This is a genomic window from Alteromonas sp. McT4-15, from assembly GCF_020515205.1.
Classification (GTDB): domain Bacteria; phylum Pseudomonadota; class Gammaproteobacteria; order Enterobacterales; family Alteromonadaceae; genus Alteromonas.
Genome location: NZ_JAJALG010000003.1, coordinates 138,073 through 156,921, shown reverse-complemented (window position 1 = coordinate 156,921; position 18,849 = coordinate 138,073). Strand labels below are relative to the sequence as shown.

The 18,849-nt window shown below is 45.1% G+C and carries 14 protein-coding genes; 13 read left to right on the top strand and 1 reads right to left on the bottom strand.

Features of this window, described 5'->3' with window-relative positions; all coding sequences use genetic code 11:
• The first annotated feature begins 12 nt into the window (after window positions 1-12).
• The 12 genes from LHL20_RS03965 (at window position 13) to tilS (ending at window position 15,535) form a co-directional block, all read left to right on the top strand.
• A complete protein-coding gene (locus tag LHL20_RS03965) occupies window positions 13-876 on the top strand; it encodes a phosphatidate cytidylyltransferase (RefSeq protein WP_159623655.1) in 864 nt (287 codons plus the stop codon).
• Window positions 876-2,063, top strand: a complete 1,188-nt coding sequence (ispC, locus tag LHL20_RS03960) for a 1-deoxy-D-xylulose-5-phosphate reductoisomerase (RefSeq protein WP_226432325.1) — start codon at window positions 876-878, stop codon at window positions 2,061-2,063. The genes LHL20_RS03965 and ispC overlap by 1 nt, the downstream gene beginning before the upstream one ends.
• Entirely contained in the window at window positions 2,057-3,409 is a 1,353-nt protein-coding gene (gene rseP / locus LHL20_RS03955) for a sigma E protease regulator RseP (protein WP_226432324.1), read from the top strand. The genes ispC and rseP overlap by 7 nt, the downstream gene beginning before the upstream one ends.
• A gap of 59 nt (window positions 3,410-3,468) precedes the next feature.
• Window positions 3,469-5,952 (top strand): outer membrane protein assembly factor BamA, encoded by a 2,484-nt coding sequence (bamA, locus tag LHL20_RS03950; RefSeq protein WP_226432323.1) that lies wholly within the window; start codon window positions 3,469-3,471, stop codon window positions 5,950-5,952.
• 59 nt (window positions 5,953-6,011) lie between these two features.
• A complete protein-coding gene (locus tag LHL20_RS03945; protein WP_159623647.1) occupies window positions 6,012-6,527 on the top strand; it encodes an OmpH family outer membrane protein in 516 nt (171 codons plus the stop codon).
• Between the two features lie 207 nt (window positions 6,528-6,734).
• The gene (gene fabZ / locus LHL20_RS03940) at window positions 6,735-7,184 is read left to right on the top strand and encodes a 3-hydroxyacyl-ACP dehydratase FabZ (RefSeq protein ID WP_159623645.1); all 450 of its coding nucleotides are present in this window, start codon (window positions 6,735-6,737) and stop codon (window positions 7,182-7,184) included.
• A gap of 1 nt (window position 7,185) precedes the next feature.
• A complete protein-coding gene (lpxA, locus tag LHL20_RS03935; RefSeq protein WP_226432322.1) occupies window positions 7,186-7,956 on the top strand; it encodes an acyl-ACP--UDP-N-acetylglucosamine O-acyltransferase in 771 nt (256 codons plus the stop codon).
• A 2-nt stretch (window positions 7,957-7,958) separates the two neighbouring features.
• On the top strand, window positions 7,959-9,107 hold the full coding sequence (lpxB, locus tag LHL20_RS03930) for a lipid-A-disaccharide synthase (RefSeq protein WP_226432321.1): 1,149 nt from the start codon (window positions 7,959-7,961) through the stop codon (window positions 9,105-9,107).
• Window positions 9,100-9,672 carry a ribonuclease HII gene (rnhB, locus tag LHL20_RS03925; RefSeq protein WP_226432320.1) on the top strand — a complete coding sequence of 191 codons (573 nt, stop codon included), beginning with the start codon at window positions 9,100-9,102 and terminating at the stop codon, window positions 9,670-9,672. Before lpxB ends, rnhB begins: the two co-directional genes overlap by 8 nt.
• A 4-nt stretch (window positions 9,673-9,676) precedes the next feature.
• Complete coding sequence (gene dnaE / locus LHL20_RS03920) at window positions 9,677-13,141, top strand: DNA polymerase III subunit alpha (protein WP_226432319.1); 3,465 nt, start codon at window positions 9,677-9,679, stop codon at window positions 13,139-13,141.
• A 68-nt stretch (window positions 13,142-13,209) separates the two neighbouring features.
• On the top strand, window positions 13,210-14,166 hold the full coding sequence (gene accA, locus LHL20_RS03915) for an acetyl-CoA carboxylase carboxyl transferase subunit alpha (RefSeq protein WP_202264088.1): 957 nt from the start codon (window positions 13,210-13,212) through the stop codon (window positions 14,164-14,166).
• 40 nt (window positions 14,167-14,206) lie between these two features.
• The gene (gene tilS / locus LHL20_RS21160; protein ID WP_226432318.1) at window positions 14,207-15,535 is read left to right on the top strand and encodes a tRNA lysidine(34) synthetase TilS; all 1,329 of its coding nucleotides are present in this window, start codon (window positions 14,207-14,209) and stop codon (window positions 15,533-15,535) included.
• Between the two features lie 76 nt (window positions 15,536-15,611).
• Here the strand turns inward: tilS and LHL20_RS03905 are convergent, their stop codons facing one another.
• Window positions 15,612-16,511: a GGDEF domain-containing protein gene (locus LHL20_RS03905; RefSeq protein ID WP_202264090.1), complete on the bottom strand. Its 900-nt coding sequence runs from the start codon at window positions 16,509-16,511 to the stop codon at window positions 15,612-15,614.
• A 302-nt stretch (window positions 16,512-16,813) separates the two neighbouring features.
• Here LHL20_RS03905 and LHL20_RS03900 point away from each other — a divergent pair, with 302 nt between their 5' ends.
• A complete protein-coding gene (locus LHL20_RS03900) occupies window positions 16,814-18,781 on the top strand; it encodes a cation:proton antiporter domain-containing protein (protein ID WP_226432317.1) in 1,968 nt (655 codons plus the stop codon).
• Window positions 18,782-18,849 lie beyond the last annotated feature (68 nt).

Below are 18,849 nucleotides of genomic sequence, written 5' to 3'. Positions count from 1 at the left end.
CAAGGGCAAACTATGCTAAAACAACGAATAATAACTGCATTAATTCTTGCGCCTCTGGCGCTTTATGCCATTCTTTTCCTTCCTATTTTTTGGTTTGAAATTGCCATTGCGGGTGTCGTCGGTATCGGCGCTTACGAGTGGGCAAATATGTCTGGTGTGTGCGAGCGCCCCAAAAAGCTTATGTACTTAGTGGGTGCATTCAGTATTTGTATACTGCTTTCGCTTATTGTTGATGCAGATAGCATTTGGCACCAAGGGCAACTCCATGGATTGTATAGAGGTATTTTAACAATTTCGGTCTTTTGGTGGATTGCGTCATTGTTTATGGTGCTAGCCTATCCAAAACATACGGGGTTTTGGCGAGAGAGCAAAGGCGTTAGAACGTTATTTGGTGCGTTAACTCTTATTCCTACGTGGGTTGCTGTAATTGCGCTCAAGACAAGTTTGTACGATGTTGACCACCATTACGGTACATCCTTAATATTCTACGTACTGGGTATTGTATGGGCTGCTGACATTGGTGCTTTCTTCGTGGGTGTTAAATTTGGTCGTCACAAGCTTCGTCCAAATGTGTCGCCAGGAAAAAGCCTAGAAGGGTTGTTAGGTGGTATTGCCGCTTCATTTGCGATTATCGCCTTTGCGGCATTGCACTATCAGGTTGAACCTTCGCGAATTTGGCTTCACTTTGTTGTTGGGTGTATTACAGTAGCAGTATCTGCTCTAGGCGACCTTAACGAGAGTATGTTAAAGCGTTGTGCGGGAATTAAAGATAGTGGCAAGATACTACCTGGACATGGCGGTGTGCTTGATCGCATCGATAGTCTTACCGCTGCGTTTCCGGTATTTGCGTTCTGCTATGTAACTTGGATGGCGTAATGCAGACGGTAACAATACTAGGGGCTACAGGCTCCATTGGTTGTAATACGCTTGATGTTATTAGCCGCCACCCTGAACAATACCGTGTATTTGCTATTACGGGGAATTCACAGCTAGACCTTCTCATGGAACAAGCGCTTAAATGCGCCCCTCGTTATGTTGTTGTCGCTGATGAAAATCAGTACGACAAGGCTTGTGAGTTAGCTAAGCAATACCGCGTAGATGCTGAAATTTTGTGCGGGGCGCAAGCGCTTGAAGATGTATCAAGTGCACCAGAAGTCGATTCAGTTATGGCCGCCATTGTTGGTGCTGCAGGCTTACTGCCTACACTAGCTGCTGTTAAAGCAGGCAAGCGTGTCATGCTAGCAAACAAAGAAGCGTTAGTGATGTCTGGCGCGCTATTTATTGAAGCCGCGAACCAAAGTGGCGCAACAATCTTACCGATTGATAGCGAGCATAATGCTATCTTTCAATGCCTACCTCATGACTTCCAATATGGAAATTTTGAGGCATCGGGCATTCGAAAAATTCTTCTTACCGGCTCGGGTGGACCTTTTAGAGAGCGTGCGCTAGATACCTTTTCCTCTATCAGTATTGATGAGGCAAGTACCCATCCTAATTGGTCGATGGGCAGAAAAATTACGATAGATTCTGCCACTATGATGAATAAAGGGCTCGAATTTATAGAAGCGTGTTGGTTATTTGGCGCGGGTGCTGATGATATTGATGTGGTTATCCATCCTCAAAGCATTATCCACTCTATGGTGCAGTACATTGATGGCTCTGTCATTGCTCAAATGGGGAATCCAGATATGCGTACGCCAATTGCGTATGGGCTTGCATTTCCTGAACGGATTGAAGCAGGTGTAACTCCATTAGACTTCGCTGACATTAGCAATTTCAGTTTTCAAACACCGTGTTTCAAGCGCTACCCCAATTTGAAGCTTGCCATCGATGCATGCAAAGAAGGGCAGTGTGCGACTACGCGTTTAAATGCGGCTAACGAAGTAGCGGTAGAGCGTTTTCTTTTAGGGCAAATTCAATTTTGTGACATTGCCAAGGTCAACGAAGCCACTCTTGAGTCCATGCCAATGGTAAAAGTATCGTCTATTCAACAAATTCTTGAGCAAGATGTTTTAGCAAGAGACAAAGCGAGCGACATTATAAGAGGTAAGTTTCTGTGTTAGCGTTTTTGTGGAGCCTTGGAGCGTTTATTATCGCCTTGGGCATTTTGGTCGCTGTTCACGAGTGGGGCCATTTTTATGTTGCACGCAAGTGCGGCGTTCAAGTTGAACGTTTTTCGATAGGCTTCGGTAAGCCAATTTGGCGCAAGCTGAGCAAATCAGGCACCGAATACGTGATTGCGATGATTCCACTTGGTGGTTATGTTCGCATGTTAGATGGACGTATTGACGACGTACCACCGCACCTAGCTGACAAAGCATTCAATAATAAACCCGTATTACAGCGTATGGCGGTAATTGCCGCCGGTCCGGGGGTAAACTTTATTTTCGCTTTTTTTGCGTTGTGGCTAATGTACCTGGTTGGTCTTCAGACAGTTAAACCCGTGGTTAAAAGTGTTGAACCCGACAGCATCGCTGAGATGGCGGGCATGCAAAATGGTGACGAAATCATAAAGATTGGTTCTCGCGCTACGCCAGATTGGGAAGCAGTAAATTTTGAGCTTGTATCAAACATTGGTGATGAAAAAGCGCAAGTTACGGTTAAAAATTCAGCAGGTGTTGAAAAAGAACTGACATTTACACTGACTTCTTGGAACTTTGACCCAGATAGTGAGTCTCCATTAAGCAGTTTGGGACTAACCCCATTTCGACCTGATCCTACTTTGGAGGTGGGTTTTGTTGGAGAGGGAAGTGCAGCGCAGCAAGCGGGCCTGAAAATTGGCGATACGCTTATTGCGATGAACGGAAACAAGTTGTCATCGTGGAATGGTTTGGTGGACGTGGTGGTCGATAGCCCTGGAGAGCGTGTTGCGCTTGAAATAGAAAGGGATGGACAAACACAGATACTGCATGCCACGATAGCGCGCCGCGATACACCACAAGGGCAAAGTGGGTATTTAGGTGTAAGCCCAACATTTGAGCCTTGGCCTGAGGGGTATGTGTTTACCCATCAATATGGCATTATAGAGGCTATTGGGAGGGCGCTAGATAAAACGTGGCGTCTTATGACACTCAGTGTCGACATGATAGGTAAGCTCATTACAGGCGATGTGTCTGTGAAAAATTTAAATGGGCCTATCTCAATTGCTCAAGGTGCGGGGACAAGTGCAGAGTATGGACTTGCGTACTTCTTGAGTTTTCTTGCCTTAATAAGCGTAAATTTAGGCATTATTAATTTATTACCCTTGCCCATGCTTGACGGTGGTCACCTCATGTTTTTTACCGTGGAGTGGATCACAGGCAAACCTGTGCCTGAAGCGGTGCAGGAGTGGGGTTACAGAATAGGTGGCGTGCTTCTGTTTATGATTATGGGTATCGCTATATTTAACGATATTGCTCGCATAACCTGATACAAATCAGGAAGTACAAAACAGCTAATATAAAAACGCGGCCAGGAAAAGAAAAATAGATGAAGTTAAAACAGTTAGTAGCAGCCGGAGCCATCCTTTCCAGTGCTAGCTTTGCCAACGCTGCGGCGCAAGACAGTGAGTTCGTTGTTGAAGATATTCGTGTAGAAGGCTTACAACGTGTTGCACTAGGTGCGGCGCTTACATACTTGCCGGTACAGGTTGGTGATGAGCTAAATACGTTCCGAGTGACACAGCTCATTCGTTCGCTTTACTCTTCAACTCACTTTGAGAATGTAGAAATACTGCGCGATGGCAATACACTTGTTGTTCGCGTCGCTGAGCGTCCAACCATTAGTAATATCATTTTTGAAGGTAATGACGACATCAAAGATGAGCAGCTTCAAGAAAGCTTAGATGGTAATGGCGTAAGAGTTGGTGAGCCGCTTGATAAGACAGTACTGACATCTATTGAAAATGGCCTCAAAGATTTCTTCTACAGTATTGGTAAGTATAATGCTGATGTAACGGCAATCATCACGCCACTTCCGCGCAATCGCGTAGATTTAAAGCTGCTTTTTGAAGAAGGCGACGCCGCTGAGATTGCGCAGATAAACATTGTGGGTAACGAGCTTTTCTCTGACGAAGAGTTAATGGAAGCGTTTGAACTCCAATACGATACACCGTGGTGGGACTTCCTTTCAGAAACTCGTTACCAGCAGCAAACGCTACAAGGTGATATGGAAACGTTGCGCAACCATTACCTTGACCGCGGTTACTTGCGTTTTAATGTAGACTCGACTCAAGTGTCAATGACACCCGAGAAGTCAGGCATTTATATTGCGATGAACGTAAGTGAAGGGGAACAATATACTATCTCTGAAGTAGAGTTAGTCGGTGACGTACTCGGGCACGAAGAATATATTGAAGCAGTATTGCCACTGACACCAGGTGAGCTATACAACCAAGCTGAAGTCACTTATACCGAAGAATTCATCAGCAAATATTTAGGACGCTTTGGCTACGCTTATCCGACCGTAACTACAGTACCTGATATCAATGATGAAGATAAAACCGTTAAATTGACTTTATCTGTAGACCCAGGAAAACGTATTTACGTGAACCGTATTAAGTTCAACGGTAACGTAGTCACTGCAGATAATGTACTTCGTCAAAACGTCAGTCAGATGGAAGGTACGTGGTTATCAAATAACCTACTTGAGTCATCAAAGAACCAACTTTCTCGTTTGACTTACATGGAAGAGGTTGAGTTTGAAACAATCCGTATTCCAGGTTCAGAAGATAAAGTGGATGTAAACTTTAACGTTAAAGAGCAGCCGTCAGGTTCTTTTAATGCGGGTATCGGCTATGGTGACCGTACCAAATTGAGTTTGCAGGCTGGCATTCAGCAGGATAACTTCTTGGGCACAGGTAAACGCGTAGGTATTAACCTAAGTACAGTGTCTTATCAGCGCTCAGCACAAATCACTTATAACGACCCTTACTTCACTATTGATGGCATTAGCTTGGGTGGAAGTATTGGTTATAGCGAATTTGATGGTTCTGACTTCAACGTTATCCAGTACAACTCAAAGCGTTGGTCTATTGGTGCTAACATTGGTTACCCCATCAACGAATTCAACCGTATAAACTTCGGTTTGACTTACTCTAACGTAGAGCTATTCAACCGTGGTTATTACGAGCAAACCGAACAATTCTATAACCAGTTCACCAATGGTGAAGATCCAGATGCAGCGATTAAATACGATAGCTATTTGGCGAGCGTGAGCTGGAGTAGAAGTACATTGAACCGCGGTCTATTCCCGACGGCGGGTTCATCGCAACGTGCTTCTTTTAGTATCACTACACCAAACTCAGACGTTAACTACTTCAAAACCGTGTTCGATGGAAAATGGTACTTCCCACTTTCTCGTAATCAACGCTGGTCGTTCCTTGCTCGTATGCGTCTAGGTTACGGTAATGGCTATGGTGATATCGACGGTAATGAGCAAATTCTTCCATTCACCGAGAACTTTACGGCGGGTGGTGCAGATTCATTGCGCGGGTTTGAAAACAACACTGTTGGTCCTCGCGGTATCTTCCTTGGCAACGCAGGCAGTATTGTTGGTCCAGATGGCGAACCATTCCCTGGCGACCCTGCCAATGCCCAAATTTCTTGGTCGCAGCGAAGCCTAGGTGGTAACGCAATGGCGCTCGGTGGTATCGAGTTAATTGTTCCAACACCATTTGTTGAAGAAGACATGGATAACTCAGTTCGCACAAGTTTGTTTGTGGATGTGGGTAACGTGTGGGATACTGAATTCGACTATGACAGATATAGCCAGTTTGAAGTAAGTCCAAACCAGCGCGGTGAACAAGTGCTATTGGACTATTCTGATTGGAGCCTGTATCGTAGCTCGGCAGGTGTATCGGTTCAGTGGATTTCTCCAATGGGACCAATGGTATTCAGCTTCTCGAAAGCTATACAACAGCGCGAAGGTGACGATGCAAGATTCTTCACCTTCAATATCGGTCAAACTTTCTAAATATTAAAAGTGGCGCGAGATTACCGCGCCCTATAAAAAGATGAAAAAAGGAGTTCCTTTTGAAACAGTTGGTTAAACATATCGTTGCTGGTGCAATGTTGGGTAGCGCTTTAGTAAGTACGTCTGTAATGGCGGAACAAAAAGTAGCAGTTGTTGATGTTCAAGGTATTTTCCAAGCTATGCCTCAGGCTGCTGAAATTCAAAATGCAATTCAAGCAGAGTTTAAAGACCAAATTGAAGAAGTAAACCAACTTCAACGTGACGGTCAGTTTTACGCAGAGCGTCTACAACGCGATGCGGCTACAATGAGCGATGCAGAGAAGAAAGAACTAGAGCAAAAAATCTTGTCAGTACGTGAAGCGCTAGCCACAAAAGGTCAACCGCTACAACAAAACATTCAGCGTCGTAGCAACGAAGAGCGCAACAAGCTTCTTGGTCTTATCAAGCAAGCGATTGACTCTGTTGCGGCGAAGCAAGGCTATGATCTTATTCTTAACTCAGGTGCAGTTGCATTTGCAAAAGAAGAGCATGACCTTTCTGAGCAAGTTCTAGAGCAAGTTAGCAAAGTTAACTAATTGCTTTTGCTGCCAAGGTAGGCAGTTAACAGGCTATAATATCTTCAGACCAATACTCAAAAGGTGTTGGTCTGATTTGTTTTTTACGCTTAACAGCGTATGGTTGCCGCCGTTTTGTTTTTTACGGCGAGCTTGACCATTATACCCGCGACAATACATTGAGGGTAAACACCACTAAAGGTCATGCTTGTATACAGGAGAAAGTTTTTGACCAATTCACTCAATACCATCGAAATTCAGGAAATCCTGGAATTACTTCCGCATAGATATCCATTCCTATTGGTCGATCGCGTAACAGACTATGTGCTGGGTGAGTCGATTAAGGCCTATAAGAATGTTACCATTAATGAGCCTTGTTTTACGGGACACTTTCCCGAACAGCCGATTTTTCCAGGCGTGCTCATTCTTGAAGCGATGGCGCAGGCTGCCGGTGTGCTTGGTTTTAAGACCATGGGCAATAATGACAAGTTATATTTGTATGCAGGGATAGACAACGCGCGCTTTAAGCGTCCTGTTGTACCAGGTGACCGATTAGAATTCGATGTTGCCTTAGTAAAAGAGCGCAGAGGGATCTGGAAGTTTAAAGGTACTGCAAGTGTCGATGGCGACCTAGCTTGTAGTGCAGAATTTATGTGTGCGATGAGAGAGATAGCATAACGTGATCCATCCTACTGCGGTAATTTCTGATAGTGCAACCATTGGTGAAAACGTCACCATAGGCCCCTTTTGCGTGGTCGATGACAATGTCACAATTGGCGATGGCTGTATACTGAAATCACATGTGGTGGTACGCGGCCCTACGCGTATCGGTAAAAACAACAAGTTTTATCAGTTTTCTTCTATTGGTGAAGACTGCCAAGATAAAAAGTACGCGGGCGAGCCTACTGAACTGGTTATCGGTGATGATAACGAGTTTCGTGAAGGGGTTACCGTTCACCGCGGTACTATTCAAGATAAAGGCATTACCATTATAGGCTCACGTGGCCTATTTATGGCCAATGCGCATATTGCGCACGATTGTGTTCTAGGCGACGATATTATCATTGCTAATAATGTTGCAGTGGCTGGTCACGTTCATATGGACGACTTTGTCATCGTAGGCGGTGCAGTAGGTATCCACCAATTTTGTAAGATTGGTGCACATGCCTTTTTGGGCGCAGGCGGTATTATTCTGCGCGATGTGCCACCTTTTGTGATGGTGAGTGGCCAAAAAAATATCCCACAGGGAATTAACTCTGAAGGCTTGAAGCGTCGTGGCTTCGAGAAAGATGAAGTGATGGCGATTAAGCGCGCCTATAAGGCTATTTACCGTGAGGGTAATACGGTGGAAGAAGCAATTACCAAGCTCGCCGAGTCTGCTGCTTCATTTCCTGGTGTGGCCAGAATGGTCGACTTCCTTAAAAATGCACAGCGAGGCATTATTCGCTAATTATGACAAGGCCATTACGAATCGGCATGGTTGCCGGAGAGCCCTCTGGTGATGTACTTGCCGCTGGAATGGTGGCTGAACTAAAGCGCCAATACCCCAATGCTATTATCGAGGGTATTGGTGGTCCCAATATGATAAAGAACGGTTTTCACAGTCTTTTTGACATGGAAACCTTATCGGTTATGGGGCTAGTTGAAGTACTTTCTCATCTTCCGGCTATTTTAAAAGTTAAAAAGCAGCTGCTTACTCATTTTGAGAAAAACCCACCTGATATTTTTGTTGGTATAGACGCCCCCGATTTTAATCTACGTGTAGAGAAAACGTTAAAAGCACGTGGCATAAAAACCATGCATTACGTAAGCCCGACGGTGTGGGCATGGCGTGAAAAACGCATTCATAAAATCGCAAAAGCATGTAACAGAGTGTTGGGGTTATTCCCATTTGAACAACAGGTATATGATAAATACCAAGTACCCTATACGTTTGTAGGTCACACAATGGCAGATGCTATTGCCATAGAGCCCGATCAAAAGGCGGCGCGGCAATCTCTTGGACTTGATAGTGATCAACGCGTACTTGCAGTACTTCCTGGTTCAAGACGCGGCGAAGTTGAGACACTACTGCCTGTCTTTTTAGAGACCATTGAAGCGATTCATTCTAAGCAAAGTGATATCACGTTTGTGATCCCTGCGGCAAATGAGCACCGCCTTGCTCAAATTAATGACATTCTTTCTAATAGCGATAATGCGCAAGCGCGCCTACCCATTAAAATTTCACAAGGCACAGCAAGAGAAGCGATGATCGCCAGCGATGTAATCTTACTTGCCTCAGGTACGGCGACATTAGAAGCTATGTTGTGTAAGCGGCCCATGGTGGCAGCGTACAAACTGGCACCGCTGACTTACCGCATTATGCAGCGGATTTATAAAGCCCCGTTTTTCACCTTGCCTAATTTACTTGCAAATGAAGCAATCATTCCTGAATTACTTCAAGACGACGTTAATGCAGAGAATATGAGCAAACAGTTGCTCAACTTCTTCGAAAGTGACAATTCTGTTCTTATTTCCCGTTTCACCGACCTCCACCATACGCTAAAATGCAATGCTGATAAAACAGCAGCAAAAGCTGTCGTGGAGGAATTGTTTGCATAAGTTAATCGCCGGAGTAGATGAAGTAGGGCGCGGACCACTGGTGGGTGATGTGGTCACTGCCGCAGTTATTTTAGACCCCAATAATCCTATCGAAGGGCTCACAGACTCTAAAAAGTTGAGCGAGAAAAAGCGTGTTGCTTTAGCACAGGAAATTCGTGAAAAAGCGCTTTATTGGAGTATCGGACGCGCCAGTCCTGAGGAAATCGATAAACTCAACATATTACACGCCACCATGCTCGCCATGACCCGTGCGGTTGACGGGCTTGCCGTAAAGCCTGACTTTGTGCGCGTAGATGGCAATCGCGTTCCTGCCTGGAATTACGACGCTGAGGCCGTAGTGAAAGGTGATAGTCTTCATGCAGAAATATCGGCAGCGTCAATTATTGCCAAAGTGGAGCGTGACAATGATATGTTCACCTTACACGACGCCTACCCCCAATATAATTTTGCCGGGCATAAGGGCTATCCGACTAAAGCGCATTTTGAAGCCATTGCTGAATTTGGCGTTTTAGACTGCTATCGCAAAAGTTTCAAACCAGTAAAAGCGTTACTTGAAGAGAAATAACATCATGTCATCGCCATTTATTCATTTACGTGTCCACAGCGATTTTTCAATGATGGATGGGCTTAACAAGGTAAAGCCTATTTTAGGAAAGGTAGCAGCTTTGGGTATGCCTGCCGTTGCCATTACTGATCAAATGAATATGTGCGGCTTGGTAAAGTTTTACTCTGAAGCGCATAATTTAGGTATCAAACCCATTATCGGCACCGATTTTTGGGTGACAAATGAAATATTTGGTGATGAACCATTCAGGCTGACGTTGCTCGCAATGAACAACGAAGGCTACAAAAATATAACTATTCTTATTTCAAAAGCGTACCTTCGTGGGCATTTATCTCATCGTGCGGTTATCGACCAAGAATGGTTAGCAGAGCACAGTGAAGGCGTTATTGTGTTATCAGGTGCTCAGCATGGGGATATTGGCGTTGGACTAATGAAGAACAACGCCAAAATACTAGATAGCGCATTATCATTCTATCAAACTCACTTTCCCGACCGCTTCTATTTAGAACTCATACGCACAGGTCGTCAGGGCGAAGAAGATTACTTACATTTGGCGGTAGAGCTTGCCGAAAAGCAAGGGTTGCCAGTAGTAGCCACTAACGAAGTGTGTTTTATCGAGCAAGAAGGCTTTGAAGCTCACGAGATCCGTGTGTGTATTCACGATGGATACACCCTTGATGACAATCGTCGTCCCAAGCGCTATAGCGACCAGCAATATCTGCGAACTGCCGATGAAATGATTGAGCTGTTTAGCGACATTCCAGAAGCAATTGAAAACACCGTTGAAATTGCAAAACGCTGTAACGTAACTGTGCGGCTAAACGAATACTTTCTACCGCAATTTCCAACCGGCGGTATGACCACCGAAGATTTCTTGGTCAAGGTATCGGAAGAAGGTCTGGAAGAGCGCCTCGAATTCTTATTCCCCGATGAAAATGAGCGCAAAGAAAAGCGACCAGAATACGATGATCGCTTGCGCGTAGAGTTAGAAGTAATCAACCAAATGGGGTTCCCCGGTTACTTCCTTATCGTTATGGAGTTCATTCAGTGGAGTAAGGACAACGGTATTCCGGTAGGTCCAGGGCGGGGTTCAGGTGCCGGCTCACTGGTGGCTTATGCCCTAAAAATTACCGATCTAGACCCACTTGAATTCGACTTACTTTTCGAACGTTTCTTGAACCCAGAACGTGTATCTATGCCCGATTTCGACGTCGACTTCTGTATGGATAGGCGAGACGAAGTAATCGACCACGTTGCTGAGCTTTATGGACGTCAGGCGGTATCACAAATTATCACTTTCGGTACCATGGCAGCAAAAGCGGTGGTTCGCGATGTAGGTCGCGTATTAGGCCACCCCTATGGCTTTGTAGACCGTATCTCTAAGCTTATTCCACCTGACCCTGGCATGACACTTGAAAAAGCGTTTAAGGCCGAGCCTCAATTACCAGAAGTGTACGAAAGTGATGAGGAAGTCAAAGACCTCATTGATATGGCACGTATTCTTGAAGGGGTTACGCGAAACGCAGGTAAGCACGCCGGTGGTGTTGTTATTGCGCCAACCACTATTACTGATTTTTCGCCTTTGTATTGTGATGACGAAGGTAAAAACCCGGTTACCCAGTTCGATAAGAATGACGTTGAAACTGCCGGCCTTGTAAAATTTGACTTCTTAGGACTTCGTACACTGACTATCATTCAGTGGGCGATTGATATGATTAAGGAAGGCAAAAACGTTGAAGTAGATATCAGCGCGATTCCACTCGAAGACCCTAAGAGTTTTAGAACGCTTCAAAACGCCGAGACTACCGCGGTATTCCAGTTGGAATCCCGAGGTATGAAAGAACTGATTAAGCGCCTTAAGCCTGACTGCTTCGAAGATATTATCGCACTGGTTGCGCTATTTCGCCCTGGCCCACTGCAATCAGGCATGGTAGATAACTTTATTGACCGTAAGCACGGACGTGAAGAAATTTCCTACCCCGATGCTGAATATCAGCACGAGTGCTTGCAAGAAATTCTAGAGCCTACTTATGGCATTATCTTGTATCAGGAACAGGTAATGCAGATTGCTCAGGAAATGGCAGGCTATTCACTGGGCGGCGCTGACTTGCTGCGTCGTGCAATGGGTAAGAAAAAACCAGAAGAGATGGCCAAGCAGCGTGGTACGTTTGCTGAAGGTGCCAAAGGCAATAACATCGACCCAGACCTGGCGATGAAAATCTTCGACTTGGTAGAAAAGTTTGCGGGATATGGTTTTAACAAATCACACTCGGCAGCTTATGCACTGGTTTCATACCAAACACTGTGGTTAAAAGTACACTATCCCGCAGAATTTATGGCAGCAGTAATGTCTGCTGATATGGATAACACAGATAAAATCGTAACTCTTGTCGACGAATGTGAACGTATGGGTATTGAGATACTGCCGCCAGATTTGAATGCGGGTAAATACAAATTTACCGTCGATAGTGAAGGGCGTATTGTCTACGGGATTGGCGCAATTAAAGGGGTAGGCGAAGGCCCGATTGAGGCTATTATTGAAGCTCGTGAAACCCAAGGGGCGTTTAAAGACCTCTTTGATTTCTGCGCCAAAATCGACATCAAGCGCGTTAATAAGCGCGTGCTCGAGAAGTTGGTCTTAGCAGGTGCAATGGACAATTTAGGTCCACATCGCGCAACGCTCATGGCAAGCTTGCCAGAGGCACTTGCAGCAGCGGGTCAGCACGCAAAAGCTGAGTCGTTTGGCCAGTCTGATATGTTTGGTCTACTGACTACCGAACCAGAAGATGTAAAGCAGGCGTTTGCCGACGTGCCAGAGTGGCCTGAAAAAGTCTGGCTGGAGGGCGAAAAAGACACATTGGGCTTGTATCTTACGGGTCACCCCATAAATCAATATGCCGATGAACTGCGTTATTACACTGATGGACGCTTGGTTGATTTAAAACCCACGGGCAAAGATCAAATGGCTAATGCAGTTGGTCTTGTGCTTGGTGTGCGTGTAATGACTAATAAGCGCGGACGTCGCTGGGCTATTGTGACTCTTGATGACAAGAGTGCAAGAATAGACGTACGTTTCTTCCCCGATATGTATGAACAGTTCGAAAGTGTCCTTGAAACCGATAGAATTTTACTCATAAAGGGACAGGTCAGCTTTGATGATTTCTCTGGGGGCAATACAATCACCGCCCGTGATGTAATGGACATTGTTCAGGCACGAGAGAAAAACGCGAGAGCACTGGCACTAAATATAGATACCCAGATGCTTGAACCAAAGAAAATGAGTCAGATGCAATCTATCTTGCAGGCGTTCAACGGTGGAAGCTGTCCCGTTCAATTGGTCGTGACACATCCCGATGCAGAGGTTACTCTAGCATGCGGAGCTAAATGGTATGTCACACCAGAGGATCAACTTTTACACGACCTCAAACAGTGTTTGGGAGAAAAAGCCGTTTCAATACTCTACCATTAAGGGTAAGAGTTCGATAGATTGGACATCTCGCGTTTGCATAGACGAGCGTAGTACGAATAGGACACGAAATGAGTATACAGTTTTTGGACTTTGAGCAACCAATAGCCGAACTAGAAGCAAAAATTGAAGAGCTTAGGTTGGTAAATCAAGGTGGTGAGTTTGATGTAGGTATCGAAGAAGAGATTAATAAACTTCGTGGTAAGAGTGCGGAGCTTACTAAGAAGATCTTTTCTGACCTAGGCGCGTGGCAGGTGTCGCAACTTGCACGTCATCCAATGCGTCCTTATACACTAGATTATATTCCTCGCATTTTCACTGAGTTTGATGAGCTTGCAGGGGATCGTGCTTTTGCTGACGATAAAGCCATTGTTGGTGGCCCGGCTATGCTAGATGACCAACCTGTGATGGTTATTGGTCATCAAAAAGGGCGTGATACCAATGAAAAAATCAAACGTAATTTCGGTATGCCGAAGCCAGAGGGATACCGTAAAGCACTGCGTCTAATGAAGATGGCGGAACGCTTTAATCTACCTATCATTACCTTCATCGATACACCTGGAGCATATCCTGGTGTAGGTGCTGAAGAGCGTGGTCAAAGTGAAGCTATTGCTAAGAACCTGTTTGAAATGGCTGAATTAACAGTGCCAATCGTGTGTACTGTTATCGGTGAAGGTGGTTCGGGTGGTGCACTGGCTATTGGTGTTGGTGATCGCGTAAACATGCTTCAGTATTCAACCTACTCGGTTATCTCACCTGAGGGCTGTGCATCAATTTTGTGGAAAAGTGCTGAAAAAGCGCCATTAGCGGCAGAAGCAATGGGCGTAAGTGCACCGCAAATTAAAGAATTAGGCCTAATCAATAGTATCGTTGAAGAGCCTTTAGGTGGTGCACATCGTGATCACAATGGCATGGCTGCAAACCTAAAAGCGGTAATTAAGCAGCAGCTTAATCAGCTTAAAGAGCTAGATAAAACAAAACTGATGGAAGAGCGTTATGCACGCTTGATGTCATTTGGTTATTGTTAAGCGCTAAACATCGCTGAAATATAAAAGGCATTGTAGGTAAGTGACACGTCAATCATTCTCAGTGAGTGAGCATATTGTTAACCGCATCACTCACGCACTTGCCGATGCTGCATATTCGCAAAAGACACCGCTCGTTGTTGCTTACAGCGGCGGTGTTGATTCCTCCGTTCTGTTACAAGCTGTGGTTGATTATCGCGACCAGTTTGATTGTCCTATCCATGCAGTACATGTTCATCATGGGCTTAGTATTAACGCAGATCATTGGGCACAGCACTGTGAGCTGCAGTGCCGGTTGAATGACATTACCTTTCACCTTCATCATGTTGATGTGGCAAAAGGTGCAAGGCAAAGCCTTGAAGCAGAAGCGCGTAAGGCGAGATACAAGGAATTATTGCAAGTATGTCGTAGTGTTAACGGTGTGCTTCTATTAGGCCAACATGCACAAGATCAGCTCGAAACGGTGCTACTTCAATTAAAGCGCGGAGCAGGGCCGCAAGGTCTCTCGGGCATGGGAGAAGCGCAATTGCGCGAAGGCGTGCTGGTTATGCGTCCGATGCTTGCCTTAGAAAAGCAAGATATCATTCAGTACGCTGAAGATGAAAGTCTCAAGTGGATAGAAGATGAGTCAAACACCCAAAACAGCTTTGACCGAAATTTTTTGCGCAACGAAATTATCCCTCAGCTCATGTCACGCTGGCCAAAGCTTACTAAAACGGTAGGACGTAGTGCCATATTGTGTGCCCAGCAAACCGAACTCGTTAATGAAACCGCGCTGGCTCACCTTGATACGGTCAAATTCAACGATAAACGTCTTAATGGTGAACGGCTTGCGACACTCAATGTACCATGGCAATCAGCCGTTGTAAGAGCGTGGTTCACATCGCATAAGGTACTTGTTCCCTCTAAAGCGCAACTCGACGAAATCTTGGCTATGTTGCATGCTAAACCCGATGCAACACCAGAAGTCTCGTTTAATTGGGGAAAAGTGGCACGATTTAATGGCGACCTTTTCTGGGTTGAGCATGCAAAACACCCTGTAGAAAGTGAAATAACACTGACTGTCAATGAACCATGTTACCTACCTTGGTTGCAGGGAAACATACGCGTTGAAGTTTCAACCGATAATGACAGCGGTGAGATTGTACTTAAAACAAATCAACGCGGACTTAAAGTAAAGCCAAGTTCGTCAAGTGTTTCTAAAACCTTAAAGGATTGGTTTAAAGTGTGGCGTGTGCCCTTGTGGGAGCGAAGTCAGGTGCCTGTGATTTTCGTAAACGGCGTGCCAGTAGGGCTTATAGTAGATAACGCTTGTATCTACCTAACAACATGCAATAGCGACATTAAGATAACGTTTTCACGGGACTTGTAGAGCGAAACCTTCAGCACATCGCACAATAAGAAGGCGGCACTTTTTTGCCGCAGCTTTTACCGCTCTAACATCGCGCTTAAGCCGCGTAGTAGCTGTTTTTACCTGAATTTTTAACGCGGTATAGTGCATTGTCTGCTCTGTCAAACAGTGCTTCGGTGGTGTCTGCATCACGATATACCGCACCGCCTAAACTGCAAGAGATACCAAGCCGAGAAAGGTATTGAGAGCGATTGATACTGGTTTGAATACGCTGTGCGGCGCATGCTAGTTGCTGTTGTGTTTGGCAATCGAGTACACAGCAAAACTCATCGCCACCAAAGCGGAAGGCTTCATCTTCGTCACGTAAAACCTTGGTGAGATGCGACGCAATATGAACGAGCACTTTATCTCCTTCGCTGTGCCCATAGTTGTCATTAACGTATTTGAAGTTATCCAGATCAATGATGAGAAGCGCGAAGGGCTCGTTATGGCGCTGCGCCCAACCTAATTGACGTAGCATAGCTTGTTCAAAGCCTGCTCTATTACCCACTCCCGTTAAACTGTCCTTTGTTGCCATCTGCTGTAAACGAAGCAGTGACAACGCATGTTTTACCTGTTTTCCAAATAAATCATGCAGTTGGAAAAGGGTTTCGCGTTGCGACAACGACAGTGGTGAGCTAATGTAATAGTAGGCATGGGCTTGTTCGCCACTTAATGAATGCGCCCCGTGAAGTGGTAAATCAATCAACGTCGAGGAAACCTTAGCGTTGCCATATACCCAGCGAGAATCAAAATCAGATAAGCTAAAGCCAACCATTGGAAGGAGCATATTCAGTTGCTGAAAATACAGTGCACCTAACTCCTGTAATTCGAGCGTAGAGAGTAGTTGCGTGACAAACCCGGTTAACTCACTGACAGAAAGTGATGTGCCTGTACTTTGTGCAGGGTAAAAGTTGTCATGTTGTGTGCTATCGTAAATGGGTGATGAAAAATCCACAGTGATACCTCTATGCAAATGTGCTTCGGTATGCAAAAAATAGCGTCAATGCCCTGACGATTCTGTAATTGCCAAACGCCAATAGTATGGTTGGCTTAATGTTTTACAGCGGCAAAACTTGCCGGATTTGCATCTATATATGTGATTTAGCAAAGTGGATGCCAATTCTTATTTTGACGCCTATTCACGAGCCATGTGGCAGCTGTAACACACTATTAATTGCAGCGCTTTATGGGTGGGCTAGTCTAGCGATATTGGTTGAAATGTTTGATTAGTAAGTGGTTATACAAGATGGAGTTGATGTGGGAACTAGCTTTTTAAATATTGTGGTACTGATGTTTATTTCTGTGTGTGCCGTCGCGTTATTTAAGCGCGCACACTTGCCACCCATTCTCGCGTATCTCTTTGCCGGTATTTTGGCAGGTCCACAAGTATTAACGGTTTTTGCCCATCCAGAGGAAATGCACCTTTTAGCTGAAGTGGGTATTGTGTTTTTACTTTTCTCATTAGGCTTAGAGTTTTCGCTCCCAAAACTGCTCGCAATGCGTTCATTGGTATTTGGTGTGGGGCTTGGCCAGATGCTGCTCACCACTGCAGTCTTTACTTGTGTACCGTATTTTCTTGGGATCAATTTAAGTGCGTCGATAATAATTGGCGGGACGTTAGCACTGAGTTCTACTGCTATTGTTATAAAGCAGGCCACGGAAATGGGGATCCTCAACAACCGAAGAACACAGCTTGCAGTCAGTATTTTACTGTTTCAAGACCTCGCGGTAGTCCCTTTTTTAATTGCGATTCCATTACTGGCGCAAACCGGTGAAGTCAGTATTGCGTTGGCGCTAGGCGAAGCACTATTAAAAGGTGTATTTGTAATAGCACTACTGATGTCGATAGGTAAGTGGTTGCTGCCATGGGTATTTAGAGAAGTAGCGAGAACAAGAACGGATGAATTGTTTGTACTGACTACCATCTTAATTGCACTACTTGCTGGTGGCCTAACCTATTACTTCGGCCTATCCATGGCGTTGGGTGCGTTTTTAGCTGGCATGATGTTGGGAGAAAGCCAATATAAATATCAACTAGAAGCAGATATTCGGCCCTTTAGAGATATATTGATGGGGCTCTTCTTTGTTACGGTGGGAATGCAACTCGAACTGACGGTGCTATGGGACAGCTTATTTGAGATTGTATTTGGTGTCTTCGCATTAATGATTGTTAAAGTAGTACTGGTTCGTGCAGCGTCAATGCTCGTTAAAACTGATGCTATTGATGGTTGGTCTGCTGGCGTGAAACTATGCCAAATAGGAGAATTTAGTTTTGTTATAGCAGCGTTGGCCACTACTCACGGCGTGCTTACCTCACAACAGTCATCGCTTATTGTGTGTATGGGCGTTATAAGTATGGCCCTTACGCCATGGCTAATGGCTAACAGCGTTATTATTGCAAAGCGTATAGTAAACAACGAGTTGCCAAGCGATGACGATATGGCATCTGTGTTGAGCGGTTCGTTAAGCAACCATGTTGTCATATGTGGATTTGGTCGTGTAGGGCAGTCTGTTGCGCGAATGCTTAAAATGGAAGGCATTCACTTTGTTGCTATTGATATGGACCCCGTTCGAGTGCATGAAAGCCGAAATGCGGGGGAACCAGTGATTTTCGGTGATGCAAGTCAAAAGGATATTTTGATAAGTGCAAATGTAGAAAGCGCCAAGCTTGTGTTAGTCACTTTCGACCAAGTAGATAAAGCCAAGCAAGTGATTACACAGACTCGCTCACTTGCACAGCGCGTGGATGTAATGGCTCGTACTAAACGAGATTATCAGCTCGACAGTCTCTACAATGCCGGTGCTAATCAGGTGGTTCCAGAGCTTCAAGAAGGAAGCTTAATGTTGGTCTCTCAGGTGCTGCACTATGCGGGAGTGCCTATGTCGCGTATTTTAAAACGGGTGCGTGCAGAGCGAAAAGGCCGGTATGATCATATGCACGGCTTCTATCCTGGTGAGACAACCGAGATAACGTATGGTACTGAGGATAAGCTGGAATTTATTCATGCTGTCGTGCTCTCTGAGCATGCATCCTGTATCGGTAAACCCATCAAAGACATAGACTTTGCTCGAATGCGCGTGACGGTTAAAGGGCTAAGGCGCAATGGCAACGAAGTGAAAGATCCAGACCAAGATGCCATATTACAAGCGCATGACGTGTTGGTGATTGCGGGTAAACCTAGACGAGTGGAGCGTGCTGAACGTAAGCTGCTTGAAGGCAGCTAGTAGGAAGTGCAATCGCACTGTGTTAGCAATAGGTGGGATACATGTGAGAGCATCAAGGCCAATTAATA